Origin of the sequence: Pseudomonas sp. Leaf59 (assembly GCF_920984685.1) — a bacterium.
Classification (GTDB): Bacteria; Pseudomonadota; Gammaproteobacteria; order Pseudomonadales; family Pseudomonadaceae; genus Aquipseudomonas.
Genome location: NZ_CAKLBR010000006.1, coordinates 42,413 through 61,424, shown reverse-complemented (window position 1 = coordinate 61,424; position 19,012 = coordinate 42,413). Strand labels below are relative to the sequence as shown.

The following is a 19,012-nucleotide window of genomic DNA, read 5'->3' as shown; positions in this document are numbered from 1 at the left end:
AACTCAACGGACGCTTAACGCCCGGCGAATTACTTGTTGAGATTGTAGTCTTTTTCCGCAGCATCAAAACGCTCGACCATCGCAGCGGTCGGCGCGCCCATCTTGCTCACGAAGTAGATCGCCAGGCTGGCGAAAATAAAGCCTGGGATGATTTCGTACAGACCCAGCAGTTCGAAGTGCTTCCACACGATCACGGTGATCGCGCCCACCAGGATACCGGCCAGTGCGCCGTTGCGGGTCATGCCTTTCCAGATCACCGAGATCAGCACCACCGGGCCGAACGCAGCACCGAAACCGGCCCAGGCGTAGCTCACCAGCCCGAGTACACGGTTTTCCGGGTTGGCGGCCATGGCGATGGCGATCAACGCCACCACCAGCACCATGATCCGGCCGACCCACACCAGCTCAAGCTGGGAAGCGCCCTTGCGCAGGAACGCCTTGTAGAAGTCTTCGGTCAGGGCGCTGGAACACACCAGCAGCTGGCAGCTCAGGGTGCTCATCACCGCGGCTAGGATGGCCGACAGCAGGACACCGGCGATCCACGGGTTGAACAGCAGCTTGGCCAGCTCGATGAACACACGCTCAGGGTTTTCGGTCACGGGAGCGGCCACTTCCGGATGCGCCGAGAAATAGGCAATGCCGAAGAAGCCCACCGCCACAGTGCCGCCCAGGCACAGGATCATCCAGGTCATGGAGATGCGACGTGCGTTGGCGATCGACTTCACCGAATCCGCCGCCATGAAGCGCGCCAGGATATGCGGTTGGCCGAAGTAACCCAGGCCCCAGCCCATCAGCGAAATGATGCCGATGAAGGTGGTGTTTTTGAGCATGTCGAAGTGGGTGGGGTCCTTGGCTTCAATCGCCAAAAAGGTGGTATCCACGCCGCCGGTGGCCAGCAGCACGATGATCGGCGTGAGGATCAAGGCGAAGATCATCAGGGTGGCCTGCACGGTATCGGTCCAGCTCACCGCCAGGAAACCACCAATAAAGGTGTAGGCAATCGTCGCCGCCGCACCGGCCCACAAGGCCGTCTCGTAGGACATGCCGAAGGTGCTTTCGAACAGCCGGGCACCGGCCACGATGCCGGAGGCGCAGTAAATGGTGAAGAACACCAGGATCACCACCGCAGAGATGATGCGCAGCAGGCCGCTGTTGTCTTCGAAGCGGCTGGAGAAGTAGTCCGGCAGGGTCAGGGCATCGCCGTTGTGCTCGGTCTGAACCCGCAGGCGACCGGCCACGAACAGCCAGTTGAGGTAGGCACCGACGATCAGGCCGATGGCGATCCAGCTTTCCGACAGGCCGGACATGTAGATCGCGCCCGGCAGGCCCATCAACAACCAGCCGCTCATATCGGAAGCACCGGCCGACAAGGCGGTTACCACGCTACCGAGGCTGCGGCCGCCAAGGATGTAATCGGAAAGGTTGTTGGTGGAGCGATAGGCCATCAGGCCGATCAGCACCATTGCTGCGATGTAGATCACGAACGTGATCAGGGTAGGATTGCTAACGCTCATAAGAGTGACGCCCTGGCATTGTTTTTATGTAGCGACGGTTGCGCACGCTACCCACTGTGTAGCGGATAGACGAACCTGCGTGCCGCGCATTTATGACTGGCGTTTCCCCAGGAAAGCCGCCAGCCGATGAACCGAACCTCGAAGGTGGTTGCACCTTGGCCGCGAATGCTATTCAACAAAGTAAATAAGGTGCAACCAGTTTCTTGAGAATAAGTTGCACCTCGATGTGTTTCAGCTTCAAATCCGCTTTTTTTGCTCCTTTTCGGAGCAAGCAATGCGTACCTCAGAAGCAAAATGCACCAGCAAGAAACACCGGTGCCCCTTTCAGATGAACCGTCGAATGTTTCATGCATAAAAAGGGTTGCACCCGGTTGCACCTTCGCCTGCGCTAACGCTAATCTTGCCGCCAGCAGATGCCACTCGGTTAGTGGCACCCATGAGGATAAGAAAATGGCTACGACCACCCTTGGGGTCAAACTCGACGACCCGACCCGCGAACGCCTCAAGGCTGCCGCGACCTCCATTGATCGGACCCCGCACTGGCTGATCAAGCAGGCGATTTTCAATTACCTGGAGAAACTGGAGGGTGGTGCAACCCTGACCGAACTCAACGGTTTGAGCAGTAAGGACGCCGATGAAGCGGGCGAGGTCCAGGCCGACCACGCGCACCAGTGCTTCCTCGAGTTCGCCGAAAGCATCCTGCCACAGTCCGTGCTGCGCGCCTCGATCACCGCCGCTTACCGCCGCCCGGAGCCGGAAGTGGTGCCGATGCTGATCGAACAGGCACGCCTGCCGGCGTCGATGGCCGAGGCCACCAATAAGCTGGCCGCTTCGATTGCCGAGAAGCTGCGCAATCAGAAAAGCGCCGGCGGCCGTGCCGGGATTGTTCAGGGACTGCTGCAGGAGTTTTCCCTGTCGTCTCAGGAAGGCGTGGCGCTGATGTGCCTGGCCGAAGCGTTGTTGCGGATCCCGGACAAGGGCACCCGCGACGCGCTGATCCGCGACAAGATCAGCACCGGCAACTGGCACCCGCACCTGGGCAACAGCCCGTCGCTGTTCGTCAATGCTGCCACCTGGGGCCTGCTGCTGACCGGCAAGCTGGTCGCCACCCATAACGAAGCGGGTTTGACCTCGTCCCTGAGCCGCATCATCGGCAAGAGCGGCGAGCCGATGATCCGCAAGGGCGTCGACATGGCCATGCGCCTGATGGGCGAACAGTTCGTCACCGGCGAAACCATCGCCGAAGCCCTGGCCAATGCCAGCAAGTTCGAAGCCAAGGGCTTCCGCTATTCCTACGACATGCTCGGTGAAGCCGCACTCACCGAACACGATGCTCAGAAGTACCTCGCGTCGTACGAGCAAGCCATTCACTCCATCGGCAAAGCGTCTCACGGCCGTGGGATTTATGAAGGCCCGGGCATCTCCATCAAGCTCTCCGCCCTGCACCCGCGCTACAGCCGTGCGCAGTACGAGCGCGTGATGGACGAGTTGTACCCGCGCCTGCTCTCACTGACGCTGCTGGCCAAGCAGTACGACATCGGCCTGAACATCGACGCCGAAGAAGCCGACCGTCTGGAGCTGTCCCTGGACCTGCTCGAACGCCTGTGCTTCGAGCCGCAACTGACCGGCTGGAACGGCATCGGCTTTGTGATCCAGGCCTATCAGAAGCGTTGCCCGTACGTGATCGACTACGTCATCGACCTGGCGCGCCGCAGCCGCCATCGCCTGATGATCCGCCTGGTCAAAGGTGCGTACTGGGACAGCGAGATCAAGCGCGCCCAGGTCGAAGGCCTCGAAGGCTACCCGGTGTATACCCGCAAGGTGTACACCGACGTGTCCTACATTGCCTGCGCCCGCAAACTGCTGTCGGTACCGGAAGCCATCTACCCGCAGTTCGCCACGCACAACGCCCACACCCTGTCGGCCATCTACCATATCGCCGGTCAGAACTATTACCCCGGCCAGTACGAGTTCCAGTGCCTGCACGGCATGGGCGAGCCTTTGTACGAGCAAGTGGTGGGCAAGGTTTCCGAGGGCAAGCTGAACCGTCCGTGCCGCGTGTACGCCCCGGTCGGCACCCACGAAACGTTGCTGGCCTACCTGGTGCGCCGCCTGCTGGAAAACGGCGCCAACACCTCGTTCGTCAACCGCATTGCCGACCAGTCCATCTCCATTCAGGAGCTGGTGGCCGACCCGGTGGCCAGCATCGAGCAAATGGCCACGCTGGAAGGCGGCTTCGGCCTGCCGCACCCGCGTATCCCGTTGCCGCGCGACCTGTACGGCAGCGATCGCGCCAACTCGGCCGGTATCGACCTGGCCAACGAACACCGGCTGGCGTCGCTGTCCTGCGCCCTGCTCGCCACGGCCCACAACGACTGGAAAGCCGCGCCGATGCTCGGTTGCGCCTCCAGCGATCAGGCGGCGGCGCCGGTGCTCAACCCGTCCGACCTGCGTGACATCGTCGGCCATGTGCAGGAAGCCACCGTCGAAGACGTCGACAATGCAATCCAGTGCGCCATCAGCGCCGGCCCGATCTGGCAGGCCACCCCGCCCGCCGAACGTGCTGCGATCCTGGAACGCGCCGCCGACCTGATGGAAGGCGAAATCCAGCCCCTGATGGGGCTGCTGGCCCGCGAAGCCGGCAAGACCTTCGCCAATGCCATTGCCGAAGTGCGCGAAGCCGTGGACTTCCTGCGTTATTACGCGGTGCAGGCGCGCAACGATTTCACCAACGACGCCCATCGCCCCCTTGGCCCGGTGGTGTGCATCAGCCCGTGGAACTTCCCGCTGGCGATCTTCAGCGGTCAAGTCGCTGCCGCACTGGCCGCCGGCAACCCGGTATTGGCCAAGCCAGCCGAGCAGACGCCGCTGGTCGCCGCCCAAGCCGTGCGCATCCTGCTCGAAGCCGGCATACCTGAAGGCGTGCTGCAACTGCTGCCGGGCCAGGGCGAAAGCGTGGGTGCCCGTCTGGTGGGCGATGAGCGCGTCAAAGGGGTGATGTTCACCGGTTCCACCGAGGTCGCACGCTTGCTGCAACGCAATGTCGCCGGTCGCCTCGATGCCCAGGGCCGCCCGATCCCGCTGATCGCCGAAACCGGCGGCCAGAACGCGATGATCGTTGACTCTTCGGCGCTCACCGAACAAGTGGTGATCGACGTGGTGTCCTCGGCCTTCGACAGCGCCGGCCAACGTTGCTCGGCCCTGCGTGTGCTGTGCTTGCAGGAAGATTCGGCAGACCGTGTCATCGAAATGCTCAAGGGCGCCATGGCTGAATGCCGCCTGGGCAACCCGGAACGCCTGTCGGTGGACATCGGTCCGGTGATCGACGCCGAAGCCAAGGCCGGCATCGAGAAACACATCCAGGCCATGCGTGACAAAGGCCGCAACGTGTATCAGGTGGCGATTGCCGACGGCGAAGAAATCAAGCGCGGCACCTTCGTGATGCCCACCCTGATCGAGCTGGAAAGCTTCGACGAACTGCAACGGGAGATCTTCGGCCCGGTGCTGCACGTGGTGCGCTACAAACGCAAAGAGATCGACCAGCTCATCGGCCAGATCAATGCGTCCGGCTATGGCCTGACCCTGGGCGTGCACACCCGCATCGACGAGACCATCGCCAAGGTGATCGACAACGTCAATGCCGGTAACGTCTACGTCAACCGCAACATTGTGGGTGCCGTGGTCGGCGTGCAGCCGTTCGGCGGCGAAGGCTTGTCGGGCACTGGTCCGAAAGCCGGTGGACCGCTGTACCTGTACCGCCTGCTGTCGACCCGTCCTACGGATGCCATCGAGCAGTCCTTCGTACGTTGCGACAACCTGGCCGCCCCGGACGTACGCCTGCGCGATGCCATGAGCCAGCCACTGAACGCCCTGAAAAGCTGGGCCGACAGCCACACCTTCAGCGAACTGAGAGCTCTGTGCACCCAGTTCGCCGCGCAATCGCAAAGCGGTATCACCCGCCAACTGGCTGGCCCGACCGGCGAACGCAACAGCTACGCCATCCTGCCCCGCGAGCACGTGCTGTGCCTGGCGCAAATAGAGGGCGACCTGTTGACCCAACTGGCGGCGGTATTGGCGGTAGGCGGCTCGGCGGTATGGCCGGAAACCGACCTGACCAAGGCCTTGTTCCCACGCCTGCCGAAGGAGATTCAGGCAAAGATCAAGCGCGTGGCCGACTGGACCAAAGACGAGGTGGTGTTCGACGCGGTCCTGCACCATGGCGACTCCGACCAACTGCGCGCGGTCTGCCAGCAAGTGGCGCAGCGTGGCGGGGCGATTGTCGGAGTGCATGGCTTGTCACAGGGCGAAACGTCGATTGCCCTGGAACGCCTGGTCATCGAGCGCGCGTTGAGCGTGAACACCGCCGCGGCAGGCGGTAACGCCAGCCTGATGACCATCGGCTAACTGACGAAATGCGCTAAAAATGTGGGAGGGGGCTTGCTCCCGATGGCAGTGTGTCAGTCACCCTTGTAAGACTGACACACCGCCATCGGGAGCAAGCCCCTCCCACATTGGGTCTGCGTTCTGCCCTTCCATCACGCAAATCAATCTTGCTATCCAGCCTCTATTGGCGCACTTAGACTCAGGCCATTCCCTTAGAAGGTAAGCCGCCATGTCCGAGACGCTGCTCAGTTCCCGCAATCTGGCTTTCGAGCTGTATGAAGTCCTCGATGCCGAGGGCCTGACCCAGCGCGAGCGGTTTGCCGAGCACAACCGCGAAACCTTCGACGCGGCCATCAGCACCGCGCGCTCCATCGCCGAAAAGTACTTCGCACCGCACAACCGCAAAAACGATGAAAACGAACCGCGCTACGAAGACGGCAAGGCAATCCTGATTCCGGAAGTGAAACCGGCGGTGGATGCGTTCCTCGAAGCCGGCTTTCTCAACGCAGCACGCAGTTTCGAAGCGGGCGGCATGCAACTGCCCACCCTGCTGTCGCAAGCCTGTTTCGCGCATTTCCAGTCGGCCAACGCTGCGTCCACCTCCTACCCGTTCCTGACCATGGGCGCCGCCAACCTGATCGAGAGTTTCGGCACTGAGGAGCAGAAGCAGCGCTTCCTGCAGCCGATGATCGACGGGCGTTTCTTCGGCACCATGGCCCTCACCGAACCCCACGCCGGTTCGTCCCTGTCGGATATTCGTACGCGTGCCGAGCCTGCGGCTGACGGCAGCTACCGCCTCAAGGGCAACAAGATCTTCATCTCCGGCGGCGACCACCCGCTGTCGGAAAACATCGTGCACATGGTGCTGGCCAAGCTGCCGGATGCGCCGGCCGGGGTGAAGGGCATTTCGCTGTTTATCGTGCCCAAATTCCTGGTCAACGACGACGGCAGCCTGGGCGAGCGCAACGATGTGCTGCTGGCCGGGCTGTTTCACAAGATGGGCTGGCGCGGCACTACATCAACCGCGCTCAACTTCGGCGATAACGGGAACTGCGTCGGTTATCTGGTGGGCAAACCGCACCAGGGCCTGAGCTGTATGTTTCAGATGATGAACGAAGCGCGGATTGGCGTGGGCATGGGCGCCGTGATGCTTGGTTACGCCGGTTATCTGTATTCCCTGGACTACGCGCGCGAGCGCCCGCAAGGTCGTCTGCCGGATAGCAAAGACCCGGGCACCGCGCCGGTGTCGATCATCCAGCACGCCGATATCAAGCGCATGCTGCTCACCCAGAAAGCCTACGTCGAAGGCGCCTTCGACCTGGGCCTGTACGCTGCGCGGCTGTTCGATGACACCACCACGCTGGCCACCGACACCGAGCGCAAACAGGCCCATGAGCTGCTGGACCTGCTCACCCCCATCGTCAAATCCTGGCCGTCGGAGTTTTGCCTCAAGGCCAACGAACTGGCGATCCAGATCCTCGGCGGCCACGGTTATACCCGCGAATACCCGGTGGAGCAGTACTACCGCGACAACCGCCTGAACCCGATCCACGAGGGCACCCACGGTATTCAGTCGCTGGACTTGCTGGGGCGCAAGCTCGCGCAGAATGGCGGCGCAGGCCTCAAGCAGCTGATTCGATTGATCGCCGAGACGGGCGCACGGGCCCAGGAACATTCGTCACTGACCGCGCTGCGTGAACCGCTGGAGCAGTTGGTCACCCGTCTGCAAGGCGTAACGCTGGGACTGCTCACCGACCTTGGCCAGGGCAAGGTCAACAGCAGCCTGGCGAACTCGGCGCTGTACCTGAAAGTGTTCGGGCACACGGTGATCGGCTGGCGCTGGCTGGAACAGGCGATTCGCGCCGAGGAAGGGCTGGCCAAAGGCAATGCCGCGGACGCAGCCTTCTATAAAGGCAAGCTTCAGGCCGCCCGGTATTTCCTGACCTGGGAAGTACCGGGTTGCCATCACGAACTGGACATTCTGGAGGCGCGCGACGACACGTGCCTGGGGATGCAGGATGAGTGGTTCTAGGACTGGATCGCCTTGGAAATCACCTCGACCGTGGCGCTGACTTGCTCTTGGTAACGGTCGAGTTCCTGCTGGTGACGCTGCTGCATCTCGATCTGCTCGGCGCACAGATTGAGCGCGGCCAGTACCAATAACTTGTCACCGATCAGGGTCGGGTACTTTTTCTTGGTAGTGGCCAGGGATGCCTTGAGCATCGTCACGGCGTGCAACAGGGTCTGGTCTTCCCCGGCCGGCGCCTTGATCGAGTAATCCTCACCGAGAATCGAAACGACCTTTATCCCATCGTTCATGCGCTGACAGGCCCTGCGCTCACACGCTCAACGAGTGCCTGGATGCGCGCGGCGGTAGCGCCGTGCTTTTCTTCCTGCTCCATCAGGCTCAGTTGCAGGCTGTCGTTTTCATCCCTGGCGCTGGCCAGTTCGGCCTTGAGGGATTCGTTGTTGCTCAGCAGCTCTTGATTGTGCTGTACCAGGTCGCTGACCAGTTGTTCCAGTTGGCTGAGGGATGCTTCTAACATTTTGATTTCTCGAGCTTTTTAAAAGGGCGGTGACGATAAAGAAAATTCACCTCGGATGCCAGGGTTATCCCCCGGCGCGCAGCCCGATATTCCGGGGCCGGGCTGCGCTTTCGAGCCTTAGTGACTGCAATTACCCCATCTGGTTCCTGAATCGGTCAACGCCCTGACCAGCTGCGACAAAAGCGCACGCCCGCTTCAGACTTCGGCCACTGCGCCGATAGCGCATGCACACCCCGTCTCATGGCCGCATGGATCGCGCTTCACCCCAGGACTCCAGCATGTCTCTTCGTAATATGAATATCGCGCCGCGCGCCTTTTTGGGCTTTGCGCTGATTGGTGCACTCATGTTGTTTCTCGGCGTGTTCGCCCTGAACCAGATGAGCAAGATCCGCGCGGCCACCGAAGACATCACCCTGGCCAGCGTGCCCAGCATTCGCGCCCTGGATGACTTCACCCAATTGACCCTGCGCCTGCGGGTGCTGTCGTACCGCCTGCTGACCAACCGCGAGCCCGACGTGCAGCAGAAAACCCTGGAAGCCTTCGAACTGCGTAACCAGCAGATCCGCTCGGCCCAGGGCATTTATGAAAAACTGATCGAAGGCCAGGAAGAACGTGCCGCCTACGACGAATACGTGCGCTTGCTCGGCCAGTACCGCCAGATCGAAGAACGCATGAAGAGCCTGTCCCGGGCCAACCAGACCGATGAGCTGCGCGTGCTGCTCAACACCGAGCTGCTGAGCAACTCCGAGCAGGTCAACGCGGTATTGGCGCGCTTGCTCGACCTCAATAACAAGATGGCCCTGGCCACCAATCAGGAGGCTGCGGACCAGTACAGCTCGGCCTTCAATCTGGTGGTGGGCCTGCTGGCGATCACCACCCTGATGACCGTGTTGTTCGCCTGGCTGCTGACCCGCAGCATCACTTCGCCGATCTCCCAGGCCCTGGATGCCGCCGAAGAAATCGCCGAAGGCAACCTCACGCGTCCAATCAAGGTCGACGGCAACGACGAAGCCGGTCGCCTGCTGGCGGCCATGGCCAAAATGCAGGAAAAACTGCGCGACACGCTGCAACGCATTTCCGGCTCCGCCACCCAGCTTGCGTCGGCAGCCGAGGAGCTGAACGTCGTGACCGACGAAAGCGCCCGTGGCCTGACCCGGCAGAACAACGAAATCGAACAGGCCGCCACCGCCGTCAACGAGATGACCAGCGCCGTGGAGGAAGTCGCGCGCAATGCCGTCAGCACCTCCGAAGCGTCGCGCAACGCGACCGCCTCCGCCGGTGACGGCCGTGACCTGGTGCAGGAAACCGTCAGCGCCATCGAGCGCATGAGCGGTGATGTGCAAGCCACCGCCACCTTGATCGGCGAGCTGGCCAATGAATCGCGCGATATCGGCAAGGTGCTCGACGTGATCCGTGGCCTGGCCGACCAGACCAACCTGCTGGCGCTGAACGCGGCGATTGAAGCGGCGCGTGCCGGCGAAGCCGGGCGTGGCTTTGCCGTGGTGGCCGACGAGGTGCGCGCGCTGGCCCACCGCACCCAGCAATCGACCAGCGAAATCGAACGCATGATCGGCAGCATTCAGGCCGGCACCGAGCACGCGGTGGATTCGATGCGCAACAGCACCGAACGCGCCGAATCGACCTTGAGCATCGCCAAGGGCGCGGGGCTGTCGCTCGATACCATCAACACGGCGATTGTGGAAATCAACGAACGCAACCTGGTGATCGCCAGCGCCGCTGAAGAACAGGCGCAGGTGGCGCGGGAAGTGGACCGCAACCTGGTGAATATCCGTGACCTGTCGGTGCAATCGGCGACCGGCGCCAGCCAGACCAGCGCGGCAAGCAGCGAGCTGTCGCGCCTGGCGGTGGACTTGAACGGGATGGTCGGCCGCTTCCGCCTCTGACTGACGGCACCGGTTGAAAAATGTGGGACCCTCAAAATCTTCGAACGGTGGCGAGCGGGCTTGCCCTAATGCCGTTCAGTCAAGCGCAGATTCCCTGTGGCGAGCAGGCTTGTCCTGCGTTGGGCTGCGCAGCAGCCCCAAAACCAGACGCTGAGCCGTATCAGGTACACCGCGTTTTGCTCGATTGGGGGCGCTTCGCACCCCAACGCAGGGCAAGCCTGCTCGCCACAGGGATATGGGTTTACTGAAATAGTTAGTCGATACATTTGATACCGACACACCGCTATCAGGCGCAAGCCCCCTCCCATATTTGATCTGTGCAAATCAGAAAAAGCTTTTTGACAGCGCAGCAATTCAACAGGTTAGAATCCCTGGCACGCAGACTGCATGGTCAGTTTGCGCCTTGTCCTTTTTGCTCACGGAGTAACTGCCTTTGAATGCGACAACCATCAACAGCCTGTTCTTGATCGGCGCGTTGCTGGTGAGTGCGAGCATTCTGGTGAGTTCTCTTTCGTCCCGCCTGGGCATCCCGATCCTGGTGATCATCCTGGCCGTGGGCATGGTCGCCGGCGTCGACGGCGGCGGCATCATCTTCGATAACTACCCGACCGCCTACCTGGTGGGCAACCTCGCCCTCGCCGTGATCCTCCTCGACGGCGGCCTGCGCACGCGGGTGGCGAGCTTTCGCGTGGCGCTGTGGCCGGCATTGTCGCTGGCCACGGTGGGGGTGCTGATCACCACCGGCCTTACCGGCATGGCGGCGGCCTGGCTGTTCGACCTCAATATCATTCAAGGCTTGCTGATCGGCGCGATTGTCGGCTCCACCGACGCCGCCGCGGTGTTTTCGCTGCTGGGCGGCAAGGGCCTGAACGAGCGGGTCACCGCCAGCCTGGAAATCGAATCCGGCAGCAACGACCCGATGGCGGTGTTTCTCACCGTCACCCTGATCGACATGCTCGCCAGCGGCCAGACCGGCCTGCACTGGAGCCTGCTGACACACCTGGTGCGCGAGTTCGGCATCGGCGGCATCATCGGCCTGGGCGGCGGCTGGCTGATGCTGCAGATGGTCAACCGCATCAACCTGGCGGCGGCCCTGTACCCGATCCTGGTAATCGCCGGCGGCCTGTTCGTGTTCGCCCTGACCAACGCCCTGCACGGCAGCGGCTTCCTCGCCGTGTACCTGTGCGGCCTGGTGATCGGCAACCGGCCGGTGCGCAGCCGTCATGGCATTTTGCATATGCTCGACGGCATGGCCTGGCTGGCGCAGATCGGCATGTTCCTGGTGCTGGGCCTGCTGGTCACCCCCCACGACCTGCTGCCGATCGCCCTGCCCGCCCTCGGCCTGGCGCTGTGGATGATCCTGTTTGCGCGGCCGCTGTCAGTGATGGTCGGCCTGCTGCCGTTCAAGGCCTTCCACGGCCGCGAAAAAGCCTTTATCGCCTGGGTCGGCCTGCGTGGCGCGGTGCCGATCATCCTCGCGGTGTTCCCGCTGATGGCCGGCCTGCCCCATGCACAGCTGTATTTCAACCTGGCGTTCTTTATCGTGCTGGTGTCGCTGCTGGTGCAGGGCACCAGCCTGCCGTGGGTAGCCAAGCTGCTCAAAGTCACCGTTCCGCCAGACCCCGCGCCTATCTCCCGTGCCGCCCTGGAAGTACACGTCACCAGCGAGTGGGAGCTGTTCGTCTACCGCCTGGGCGCGGAAAAATGGTGCATCGGCGCAGCCCTGCGCGAGCTGAAAATGCCCGAGGGCACGCGGATTGCCGCGCTGTTCCGAGGCCAGCAACTGCTCCATCCGTCGGGTAGTACGGTGCTGGAAGTCGGCGATCTGCTCTGCGTAATCGGCCATGAGCACAACCTGCCGGCCCTCGGCAAGCTGTTCAGCCAGGCGCCGCAACGGGGCCTCGACCTGCGCTTCTTCGGCGACTTCGTCCTCGAAGGCGACGCCCAGCTGGGCGCGGTCTCGGCGCTGTACGGGCTCAAGCTCGACGGCATCGACCCGGACATGCCGCTCAGCCGCTTCATCACGCAAAAGGTCGGCGGCGCGCCGGTGGTGGGCGACCAGGTGGAGTGGAACAACACCCTGTGGACAGTCGCGGCCATGGACGGGAACAGAATCGGAAAAGTCGGCGTCAAATTCCCCGAAGGAAGTCGCCCGGGTCCCGGACTCTTCCTCTAAACTGCGGGGCCACAACGCCCCCCGATTTTTCACCTAGCACGACCGGTCTCTATGCCAACCCTGCGCACTTTTTTTGCCTCTGCCCTGCTCGGCCTGACCCTTTGTGTCGGCACCGTCAACGCTGCCGAACCGCCCAGCGCCGACGCCATCCAGCAAACCCTGGACAAGCTGCCCGACCGCAAGCTGCCCGACGCCGACATGAAGGCGTTGCAGGGCATCCTGCAACAGACCCTGACCTACCTGGGCAACCAGCAGGATTACGAGCAGCGCCTCGCCGACCTCAAGCGCCAGCTGGCCGAAGCGCCGCGCGAGACCATCGACAATCAGCGCGAGCTGGCGCGCCTCAAGGCCACCAAGCCGATCCCCGTGGCCCAACGCTACGCCAACCAGCCCGTGTCGCAGCTGGAGCAACTGCTGGTGCAACGCACCACGCAGCAAGGCGATCTGCAAAAGGCCCTGGCCGACGCCAACAGCCTGACCATCGCCGCCCAGACCCGCCCGGAACGCGCCCAGACCGAGATCAGCAGCAGCCAGACGCGCATCCTGCAGATCAATTCGATCCTCAAGACCGGCAAGGACAACGGCAAGGCGATCAACGCCGACCAGCGCAACCAGCTGAACGCCGAACTCGCCGCGCTGAATGCGCTGATCCCCCTGCGCCGCCAGGAGCTGGCCGGCAACAGCCAACTGCAGGACCTGGGCAACAGCCGGCACGACCTGATCCAGGAAAAAACCGCACGCCTGGAACAGGAAATCCAGGACCTGCAAACCCTGATCAACCAGAAACGCCTGGCCCAGTCGCAGCAGACGGTGACCCAACAGTCCATCGAAGCGCAGAAAGCCGGTGGCAGCAGCATCCTCGCGACCGAAAGCGCCGAGAACCTGAAGCTCTCCGACTACCTGCTCAAAAGTACCGACCGCCTCAACGACCTGACCCAGAAAAACCTGCAGACCAAGCAGCAACTGGACACCGTCACCCAAAGCGATTCGGCGCTGGACGAGCAGATCAACGTGCTCAAGGGCAGCCTGCTGCTCTCCAAGATTCTCTATAAACAGAAGCAGGCCCTGCCCCACCTCACCGTGGACCGCGACCTGGCCGACGACATCGCCAACATTCGCCTGTACCAGTTTGAGGTCAACCAGCAGCGCGAGCTGATCAGTTCGCCCACTGCCTATGTGGATAACCTGCTGGCCAACCAGCCACCGGATGATGTCACCCCGCAATTGCGGCGCACCCTGCTGGAACTGGCGGTGACCCGTAGCGACCTGCTCGAACGCCTGAGCCGCGAGCTGAGCGCCCTGCTCAATGAATCCATCACCCTGCAACTGAACCAGAAACAATTGCTGAGCACCGCCACCACCCTGCGTGCCACCCTCGATGAGCAGATGTTCTGGATCCCCAGCAACAAGCCGCTGGACGCCGAGTGGCTGGAAACCGTGCCGGCACACCTGAGCAAGCAGGTCACCACGCTGCCATGGGCCTCCAGCGTCAGCGAACTGTACGACGGCCTGACCCAGCGCCCGCTGCTGTTTCTGCCGTTGCTGCTGTTGATCGGCGCGCTTTTGTGGCGGCGCAAGGCGTTGTACCACCGCTTGAACCGGGTCCACCTGGACATCGGCCACTTCAAGCGCGACAGCCAGTGGCACACGCCGCAGGCCATCCTGATCAATATCCTGCTGGCGATGCCGGTGTCCCTGGGCCTCGCGCTGTGCGGCTATGCGCTGCAGATCGACGCCCGTGGGCAAAACGCCAACCTCGGCTCGGCCCTGCTGCAGCTCGCCCAGGCGTGGCTGGTGTTCTACACCGCCTATCGCATCCTCGCGCCGGGCGGCGTGGCCGAACTGCACTTTCGTTGGGAGAAACCCCAGGTTCAATTCCTGCAAGGCTGGGTACGCAAGCTCGGGCTGGTGGTGCTGGCGCTGGTGGCGGTGGTGGCGATTGCCGAACACCAACCGGCGGCGCTGGCCGACGATGTGCTGGGCATCGGCGTGGTGCTCACCTGCTACGCCTTGATGGCCTGGCTGCTCAGCCGCCTGCTGCTCAACAGCCCGACCCATGAGAAAGCCTCACTGTTTCGCAAGGTCGCGGGCATTCTGTTTACCGCCCTGCCCGTCGCGCTGTTTGTCGCGGTGTGCTTCGGTTACTACTACACCGCGCTCAAGCTCAGCGACCGCCTGATCAACACCCTGTACCTGCTGATGCTGTGGCTGGTGATCGAAGCCACGTTCGTGCGCTGGCTCAGCGTGGCCGCGCGGCGCCTGGCCTACGCGCGGGCCCTGGCCAAACGCCAGGCCGCCAAGGAAGCCGGTGAAGGCGAAGCGGTGGTTGAAGAGCCGACCCTGGACATCGAGAAGGTCAACGAACAGTCCTTGCGCCTGATTCGCCTGGCCCTGCTGGGTGGCTTTATCGCCGCGCTGTATTGGGTGTGGTCGGACCTGATCTCGGTATTTTCCTATCTGGACAACGTCACACTTTACGAATACACCAGCGGCACCGGCGCCAACATCAGCATGGTGCCCATCAGCATCGGCGACCTGCTCGGCGCGCTGATCATCGTCGGCATCACCTTCGCCCTGGCGCGCAACCTGCCTGGCCTGCTGGAAGTGCTGGTGCTGTCCAAGCTGGAGCTGGCCCAGGGCAGCGCCTACGCCATCACCACGTTGCTGTCCTACGTGATTGCCGGCTTCGGCATTGTGTCCACCCTCGCCACCCTCGGCGTGAGCTGGGACAAGTTGCAGTGGCTGGTCGCGGCGCTGTCACTGGGTATCGGTTTCGGGATGCAGGAAATCTTCGCCAACTTCATCTCCGGCATCATGATTCTATTCGAGCGTCCGGTGCGCATTGGCGACACCATCACCATCGGCAACCTGTCGGGCACGGTGAGCAAGATCCGCATCCGCGCCACCACCATCACCGACTTCGACCGCAAGGACATCATCGTCCCGAACAAAACCTTCATCACCGGGCAACTGATCAACTGGTCGCTGACCGACACCATCACCCGCGTCACCTTGAAGCTGGGCGTGGACTACGGCTCCGATCTGGACCTGGTGAAGGAATTGCTGCTCAAGGCCGCGCGGGAAAACCCACGGGTGTTGAAAGACCCGGAACCTCATGTGTACTTCCTCAACTTCGGCGAAAGCACCCTCGACCACGAGCTGCGCATGCACGTGCGCGACCTGGGCGACCGCAACCCGGTGCTGGACGAGGTCAACCGCTACATCAACAGCGAATTCAAAAAGCAGCACATCAACATCTCGTTCCGCCAGATGGAGGTGTACCTGAAAAACATGCACGGTCAGGAATACAAACTGGTGCCCGTGGAAGACGAGCGCAAGACCCTTGTCGGCCCGGTTCCGGAGCCTGAAGTACCCGAGCCGCCTGCCGCCAACGTGGTGGACGCACCGGAACCGCCGCCGAGCAAACTCGACTAAACCGCCCTTCCCCAGCAGAATGCTCGGACATTCTGCTGGAGATGGCCGGTGAAAGCCCTCGACGAACTGACCTTCGACAACCGCTTCGCACGCCTGGGCGATGCGTTCTCAACCCACGTGCTGCCAGACCCCCTCGACGAACCGCGCCTTGTGGTGGCGAGCGATGCCGCCATGGCGTTGCTCGACCTCGACCCGGCCGTGGCCCAAACGCCGGTATTCGCCGAACTGTTCAGCGGCCATAAATTGTGGGAAGCCGCAGAACCGCGGGCGATGGTTTATTCCGGGCATCAGTTCGGCGGCTACAGCCCGCAACTGGGCGATGGGCGCGGACTGCTGCTGGGCGAGGTGTATAACGCGGCGGGCGAGCACTGGGACCTGCACTTGAAGGGCGCCGGCATGACGCCTTACTCGCGCATGGGCGATGGTCGCGCCGTGCTGCGCTCCTCGATTCGCGAATTCCTTGCCTCCGAAGCCCTGCATGCCCTGGGCATCCCCAGTAGCCGCGCGCTGTGCGTGATCGGCTCCAGCACGCCGGTGTGGCGCGAAAAACAGGAACGCGGCGCGATGGTCCTGCGCCTGGCCCCGAGCCATATCCGCTTCGGCCATTTCGAATACTTCTACTACACCAAAAAGCCCGAGCAGCAGGCCGAACTGGCCGAACATGTGCTCAACCTGCACTACCCCGAATGCCGCGAGCAGCCCGAGCCGTACCTGGCCATGTTCCGCGAAATCGTCGAACGCAACGCCGAGATGATCGCCAAGTGGCAGGCCTACGGCTTCTGCCATGGCGTAATGAACACCGACAACATGTCGATCCTCGGCATCACCTTCGACTTTGGCCCGTTCGCGTTTCTTGACGACTTTGATGCGCACTTCATCTGCAACCATTCCGATCACGAAGGGCGCTACTCCTTCAGCAATCAGGTGCCCATCGGCCAATGGAACCTCAGCGCACTGGCCCAGGCACTCACGCCATTTATCAGCGTGGATGCCTTGAAAGAGGCGCTGGGCCTGTACCTGCCGCTGTACCAGGCCCACTATCTGGACCTGATGCGCCGCCGACTGGGGCTCACGACCGCCGAAGAGGATGATCAGAAACTGGTGGAGCGGCTGCTCGCGCTGATGCAGAACAGCGGCGTGGATTACACGCTGTTCTTCCGCCGCTTGGGCGATGAGTCGGCCGCACTGGCCGTGGCGCGGTTGCGCGATGATTTTGTCGACCTGGCCGGGTTTGATGCCTGGGCCGAGCTGTACAAGGCACGCGTTGCGCGCGATGGCGAGTACAGCCAGGCGCAACGCCGTGAGCGGATGCACGCGGTCAACCCGCTGTATATCTTGCGCAACTATTTGGCCCAGAACGCCATCGCCGCCGCCGAGTCAGGCGATTACAGCGAGGTGCGCAGGCTGCATGAAGTGTTGAGCCGGCCTTTTGAAGAGCAGGCCGGGATGGAGCAATACGCACAGCGCCCGCCGGATTGGGGTAAGCATTTGGAGATTAGTTGTTCGTCGTAAGGAGACGGATGGTGAGATTTTCCGACATACCAGCAGCACTGTTACGCAGCACCCATTTACAGCTTGCCGCGCCGACAATCGCCAAAGCAGAGCAGATGCACCGGCTGATCCAGGACTTCACCCAACCCCACACCGACTTTCTGGTGTGGGCAAACGGCCGCAATAGCCTGGAAGATGCCCGCGCCAACCTGCAAACGGCTGTGGATAACTTCAACGCCGATCAGCACGAATACAAGTTCCTGATTATCGAAAACAGCTCCGACGCGCTGGTCGGCTGCATCAGCCTGTTTATCCGCGACCTGCGCATCCCGCACCTGGAAATCGGCTACTGGATCGGCACCGACAGCATGGGCAAAGGCTACGCCAGCGAAGCCTGCGCCCTGGTGCGCGACCTCGCCGTTGAGTTCTTCAACGCCAAACGAATCGACCTCACCACCGCCCGCCGCAATACCCGCAGCATCAACGTGGCAGAGCGATGCGGGTTCGAATGCGAGGCGGTGCTGTCCAATGCGCGGATCGACAATGCTGGGGTGGTGGACGACACCTGTGTGTATGTGTTCAAAGGCGCGTCTAGATAAAAGTTTCCACCGACACGCCAAAACGATCCGCCAGCCAGCGGATCTGCCGCAGGTTGAGCTGGCGTTTGCCGTCGACGATTTCAGCGACGAAGGCCTGGGTGCCAATACCCGAAAGATCGCCGGGGCTCAGGCCATGCTCTCGCATCATCGAGCGCAATACGTCGACCCCGCTGGCGACGGGCATTGGGCGATGCTCATGATCGTAGCCTTCGATCCAGTCAGCCATGATATCCAGCAGCCCTTTCAGCGGGTGAGCTTCGCTTTCGCCCACAATATCGAGTAAATCATCGAGCGCTTTCACCAAGCCGTCGTAGTCGCGTTCGTTTTGGGGCTTGGTCAGCAGCGATGAAACAAAGGGCCAGTGTTCAATCGCGAGTTTTAGATCGTCGTTCATGGGTTGTCGTTTCTTGTAGAAGCTTGATAAACCGACCGTCTGGCTCCAGATTGAACCCATTGGCCAAATCCGAGGAGCCCACCATGTCCGAACCGCTTGTAATCCCCTGCCCTCATTGCAATGGCCTCAACCGCATCCCCGGTGAACGCCTGAGCGATGCCCCAAAATGCGGGCGCTGCAAACAGCCGGTGTTGCTGAAAAAGCCCTTTGAGCTGAAACAGGGCGATCACGCCAGCCAGATCAAGGGCGACTTGCCGTTGCTGGTGGATGTGTGGGCCGAGTGGTGTGGGCCGTGCAAGTCGTTTGCGCCGGTGTTTGAGCAGGCGGCCGGGCAGCTCGAGGGCAAATGCCGGCTGGCCAAGCTGGACAGTGAAACGAACCAGCAACTGTCGGCGCAGTTGGGGATTCGATCGATTCCGAGCTTGATCCTGTTCAGGAATGGCCGGGAAGTGGCGCGCCAGAGTGGCGCGTTTCCATTGCCGCAGTTGATGAGCTGGCTGCGAAGCCAAGGGGTGTAACCCGCCCTTGAAACCGGCGCAGGCCAATGTGGGAGGGGGCTTGCTCCCGATG

The 19,012-nt window shown here is 62.2% G+C and carries 12 protein-coding genes and 1 pseudogene; 9 read left to right on the top strand and 4 right to left on the bottom strand.

Annotated elements, in window-relative coordinates; translation table 11 throughout:
• Positions 1-29: 29 nt before the first annotated feature.
• Positions 30-1,514, bottom strand: a complete 1,485-nt coding sequence (gene putP, locus LUB09_RS08675; RefSeq protein WP_231422353.1) for a sodium/proline symporter PutP — start codon at positions 1,512-1,514, stop codon at positions 30-32.
• A 450-nt stretch (positions 1,515-1,964) separates the two neighbouring features.
• Here putP and putA point away from each other — a divergent pair, with 450 nt between their 5' ends.
• Entirely contained in the window at positions 1,965-5,918 is a 3,954-nt protein-coding gene (gene putA / locus LUB09_RS08670) for a trifunctional transcriptional regulator/proline dehydrogenase/L-glutamate gamma-semialdehyde dehydrogenase (RefSeq protein ID WP_231422352.1), read from the top strand.
• Positions 5,919-6,126: 208 nt separating this feature from the next.
• Positions 6,127-7,929, top strand: a complete 1,803-nt coding sequence (locus LUB09_RS08665; RefSeq protein WP_231422351.1) for an acyl-CoA dehydrogenase — start codon at positions 6,127-6,129, stop codon at positions 7,927-7,929.
• On the opposite strand, the gene LUB09_RS08660 is transcribed toward LUB09_RS08665, so the two are convergent.
• Positions 7,926-8,216, bottom strand: coding sequence for a cell division protein ZapA (locus LUB09_RS08660; protein ID WP_057008469.1), 291 nt, complete (start codon positions 8,214-8,216; stop codon positions 7,926-7,928). The two genes, LUB09_RS08665 and LUB09_RS08660, sit on opposite strands and share 4 nt — an antisense overlap.
• Positions 8,213-8,443 carry a hypothetical protein gene (locus LUB09_RS08655; protein ID WP_209987708.1) on the bottom strand — a complete coding sequence of 77 codons (231 nt, stop codon included), beginning with the start codon at positions 8,441-8,443 and terminating at the stop codon, positions 8,213-8,215. Before LUB09_RS08655 ends, LUB09_RS08660 begins: the two co-directional genes overlap by 4 nt.
• A gap of 224 nt (positions 8,444-8,667) precedes the next feature.
• Between LUB09_RS08655 and LUB09_RS24040 the strand changes: the two are divergent.
• The 6 genes and pseudogenes from LUB09_RS24040 to LUB09_RS08630 form a co-directional block, all read left to right on the top strand.
• Positions 8,668-9,492: pseudogene (locus LUB09_RS24040) on the top strand (MCP four helix bundle domain-containing protein); the annotation flags it as partial.
• A complete protein-coding gene (locus tag LUB09_RS24035; RefSeq protein WP_373460638.1) occupies positions 9,475-10,347 on the top strand; it encodes a methyl-accepting chemotaxis protein in 873 nt (290 codons plus the stop codon). The pseudogene LUB09_RS24040 and the gene LUB09_RS24035, both read left to right, overlap by 18 nt.
• A 433-nt stretch (positions 10,348-10,780) precedes the next feature.
• A complete protein-coding gene (locus tag LUB09_RS08645) occupies positions 10,781-12,523 on the top strand; it encodes a potassium/proton antiporter (RefSeq protein WP_209987700.1) in 1,743 nt (580 codons plus the stop codon).
• A gap of 51 nt (positions 12,524-12,574) precedes the next feature.
• Positions 12,575-15,958: a mechanosensitive channel MscK gene (gene mscK / locus LUB09_RS08640; protein WP_209987698.1), complete on the top strand. Its 3,384-nt coding sequence runs from the start codon at positions 12,575-12,577 to the stop codon at positions 15,956-15,958.
• Between the two features lie 48 nt (positions 15,959-16,006).
• Positions 16,007-17,470 carry a protein adenylyltransferase SelO gene (gene selO / locus LUB09_RS08635; RefSeq protein ID WP_231422350.1) on the top strand — a complete coding sequence of 488 codons (1,464 nt, stop codon included), beginning with the start codon at positions 16,007-16,009 and terminating at the stop codon, positions 17,468-17,470.
• A 95-nt stretch (positions 17,471-17,565) separates the two neighbouring features.
• Positions 17,566-18,048 (top strand): GNAT family N-acetyltransferase, encoded by a 483-nt coding sequence (locus tag LUB09_RS08630; protein ID WP_231422349.1) that lies wholly within the window; start codon positions 17,566-17,568, stop codon positions 18,046-18,048.
• Here the strand turns inward: LUB09_RS08630 and LUB09_RS08625 are convergent.
• The gene (locus tag LUB09_RS08625) at positions 18,041-18,442 is read right to left on the bottom strand and encodes a helix-turn-helix domain-containing protein (RefSeq protein WP_231422348.1); all 402 of its coding nucleotides are present in this window, start codon (positions 18,440-18,442) and stop codon (positions 18,041-18,043) included. The two genes, LUB09_RS08630 and LUB09_RS08625, sit on opposite strands and share 8 nt — an antisense overlap.
• Positions 18,443-18,525: 83 nt before the next feature.
• Here LUB09_RS08625 and trxC point away from each other — a divergent pair, with 83 nt between their 5' ends.
• On the top strand, positions 18,526-18,960 hold the full coding sequence (gene trxC / locus LUB09_RS08620) for a thioredoxin TrxC (RefSeq protein ID WP_231422347.1): 435 nt from the start codon (positions 18,526-18,528) through the stop codon (positions 18,958-18,960).
• The last annotated feature ends 52 nt before the right edge of the window (positions 18,961-19,012 follow it).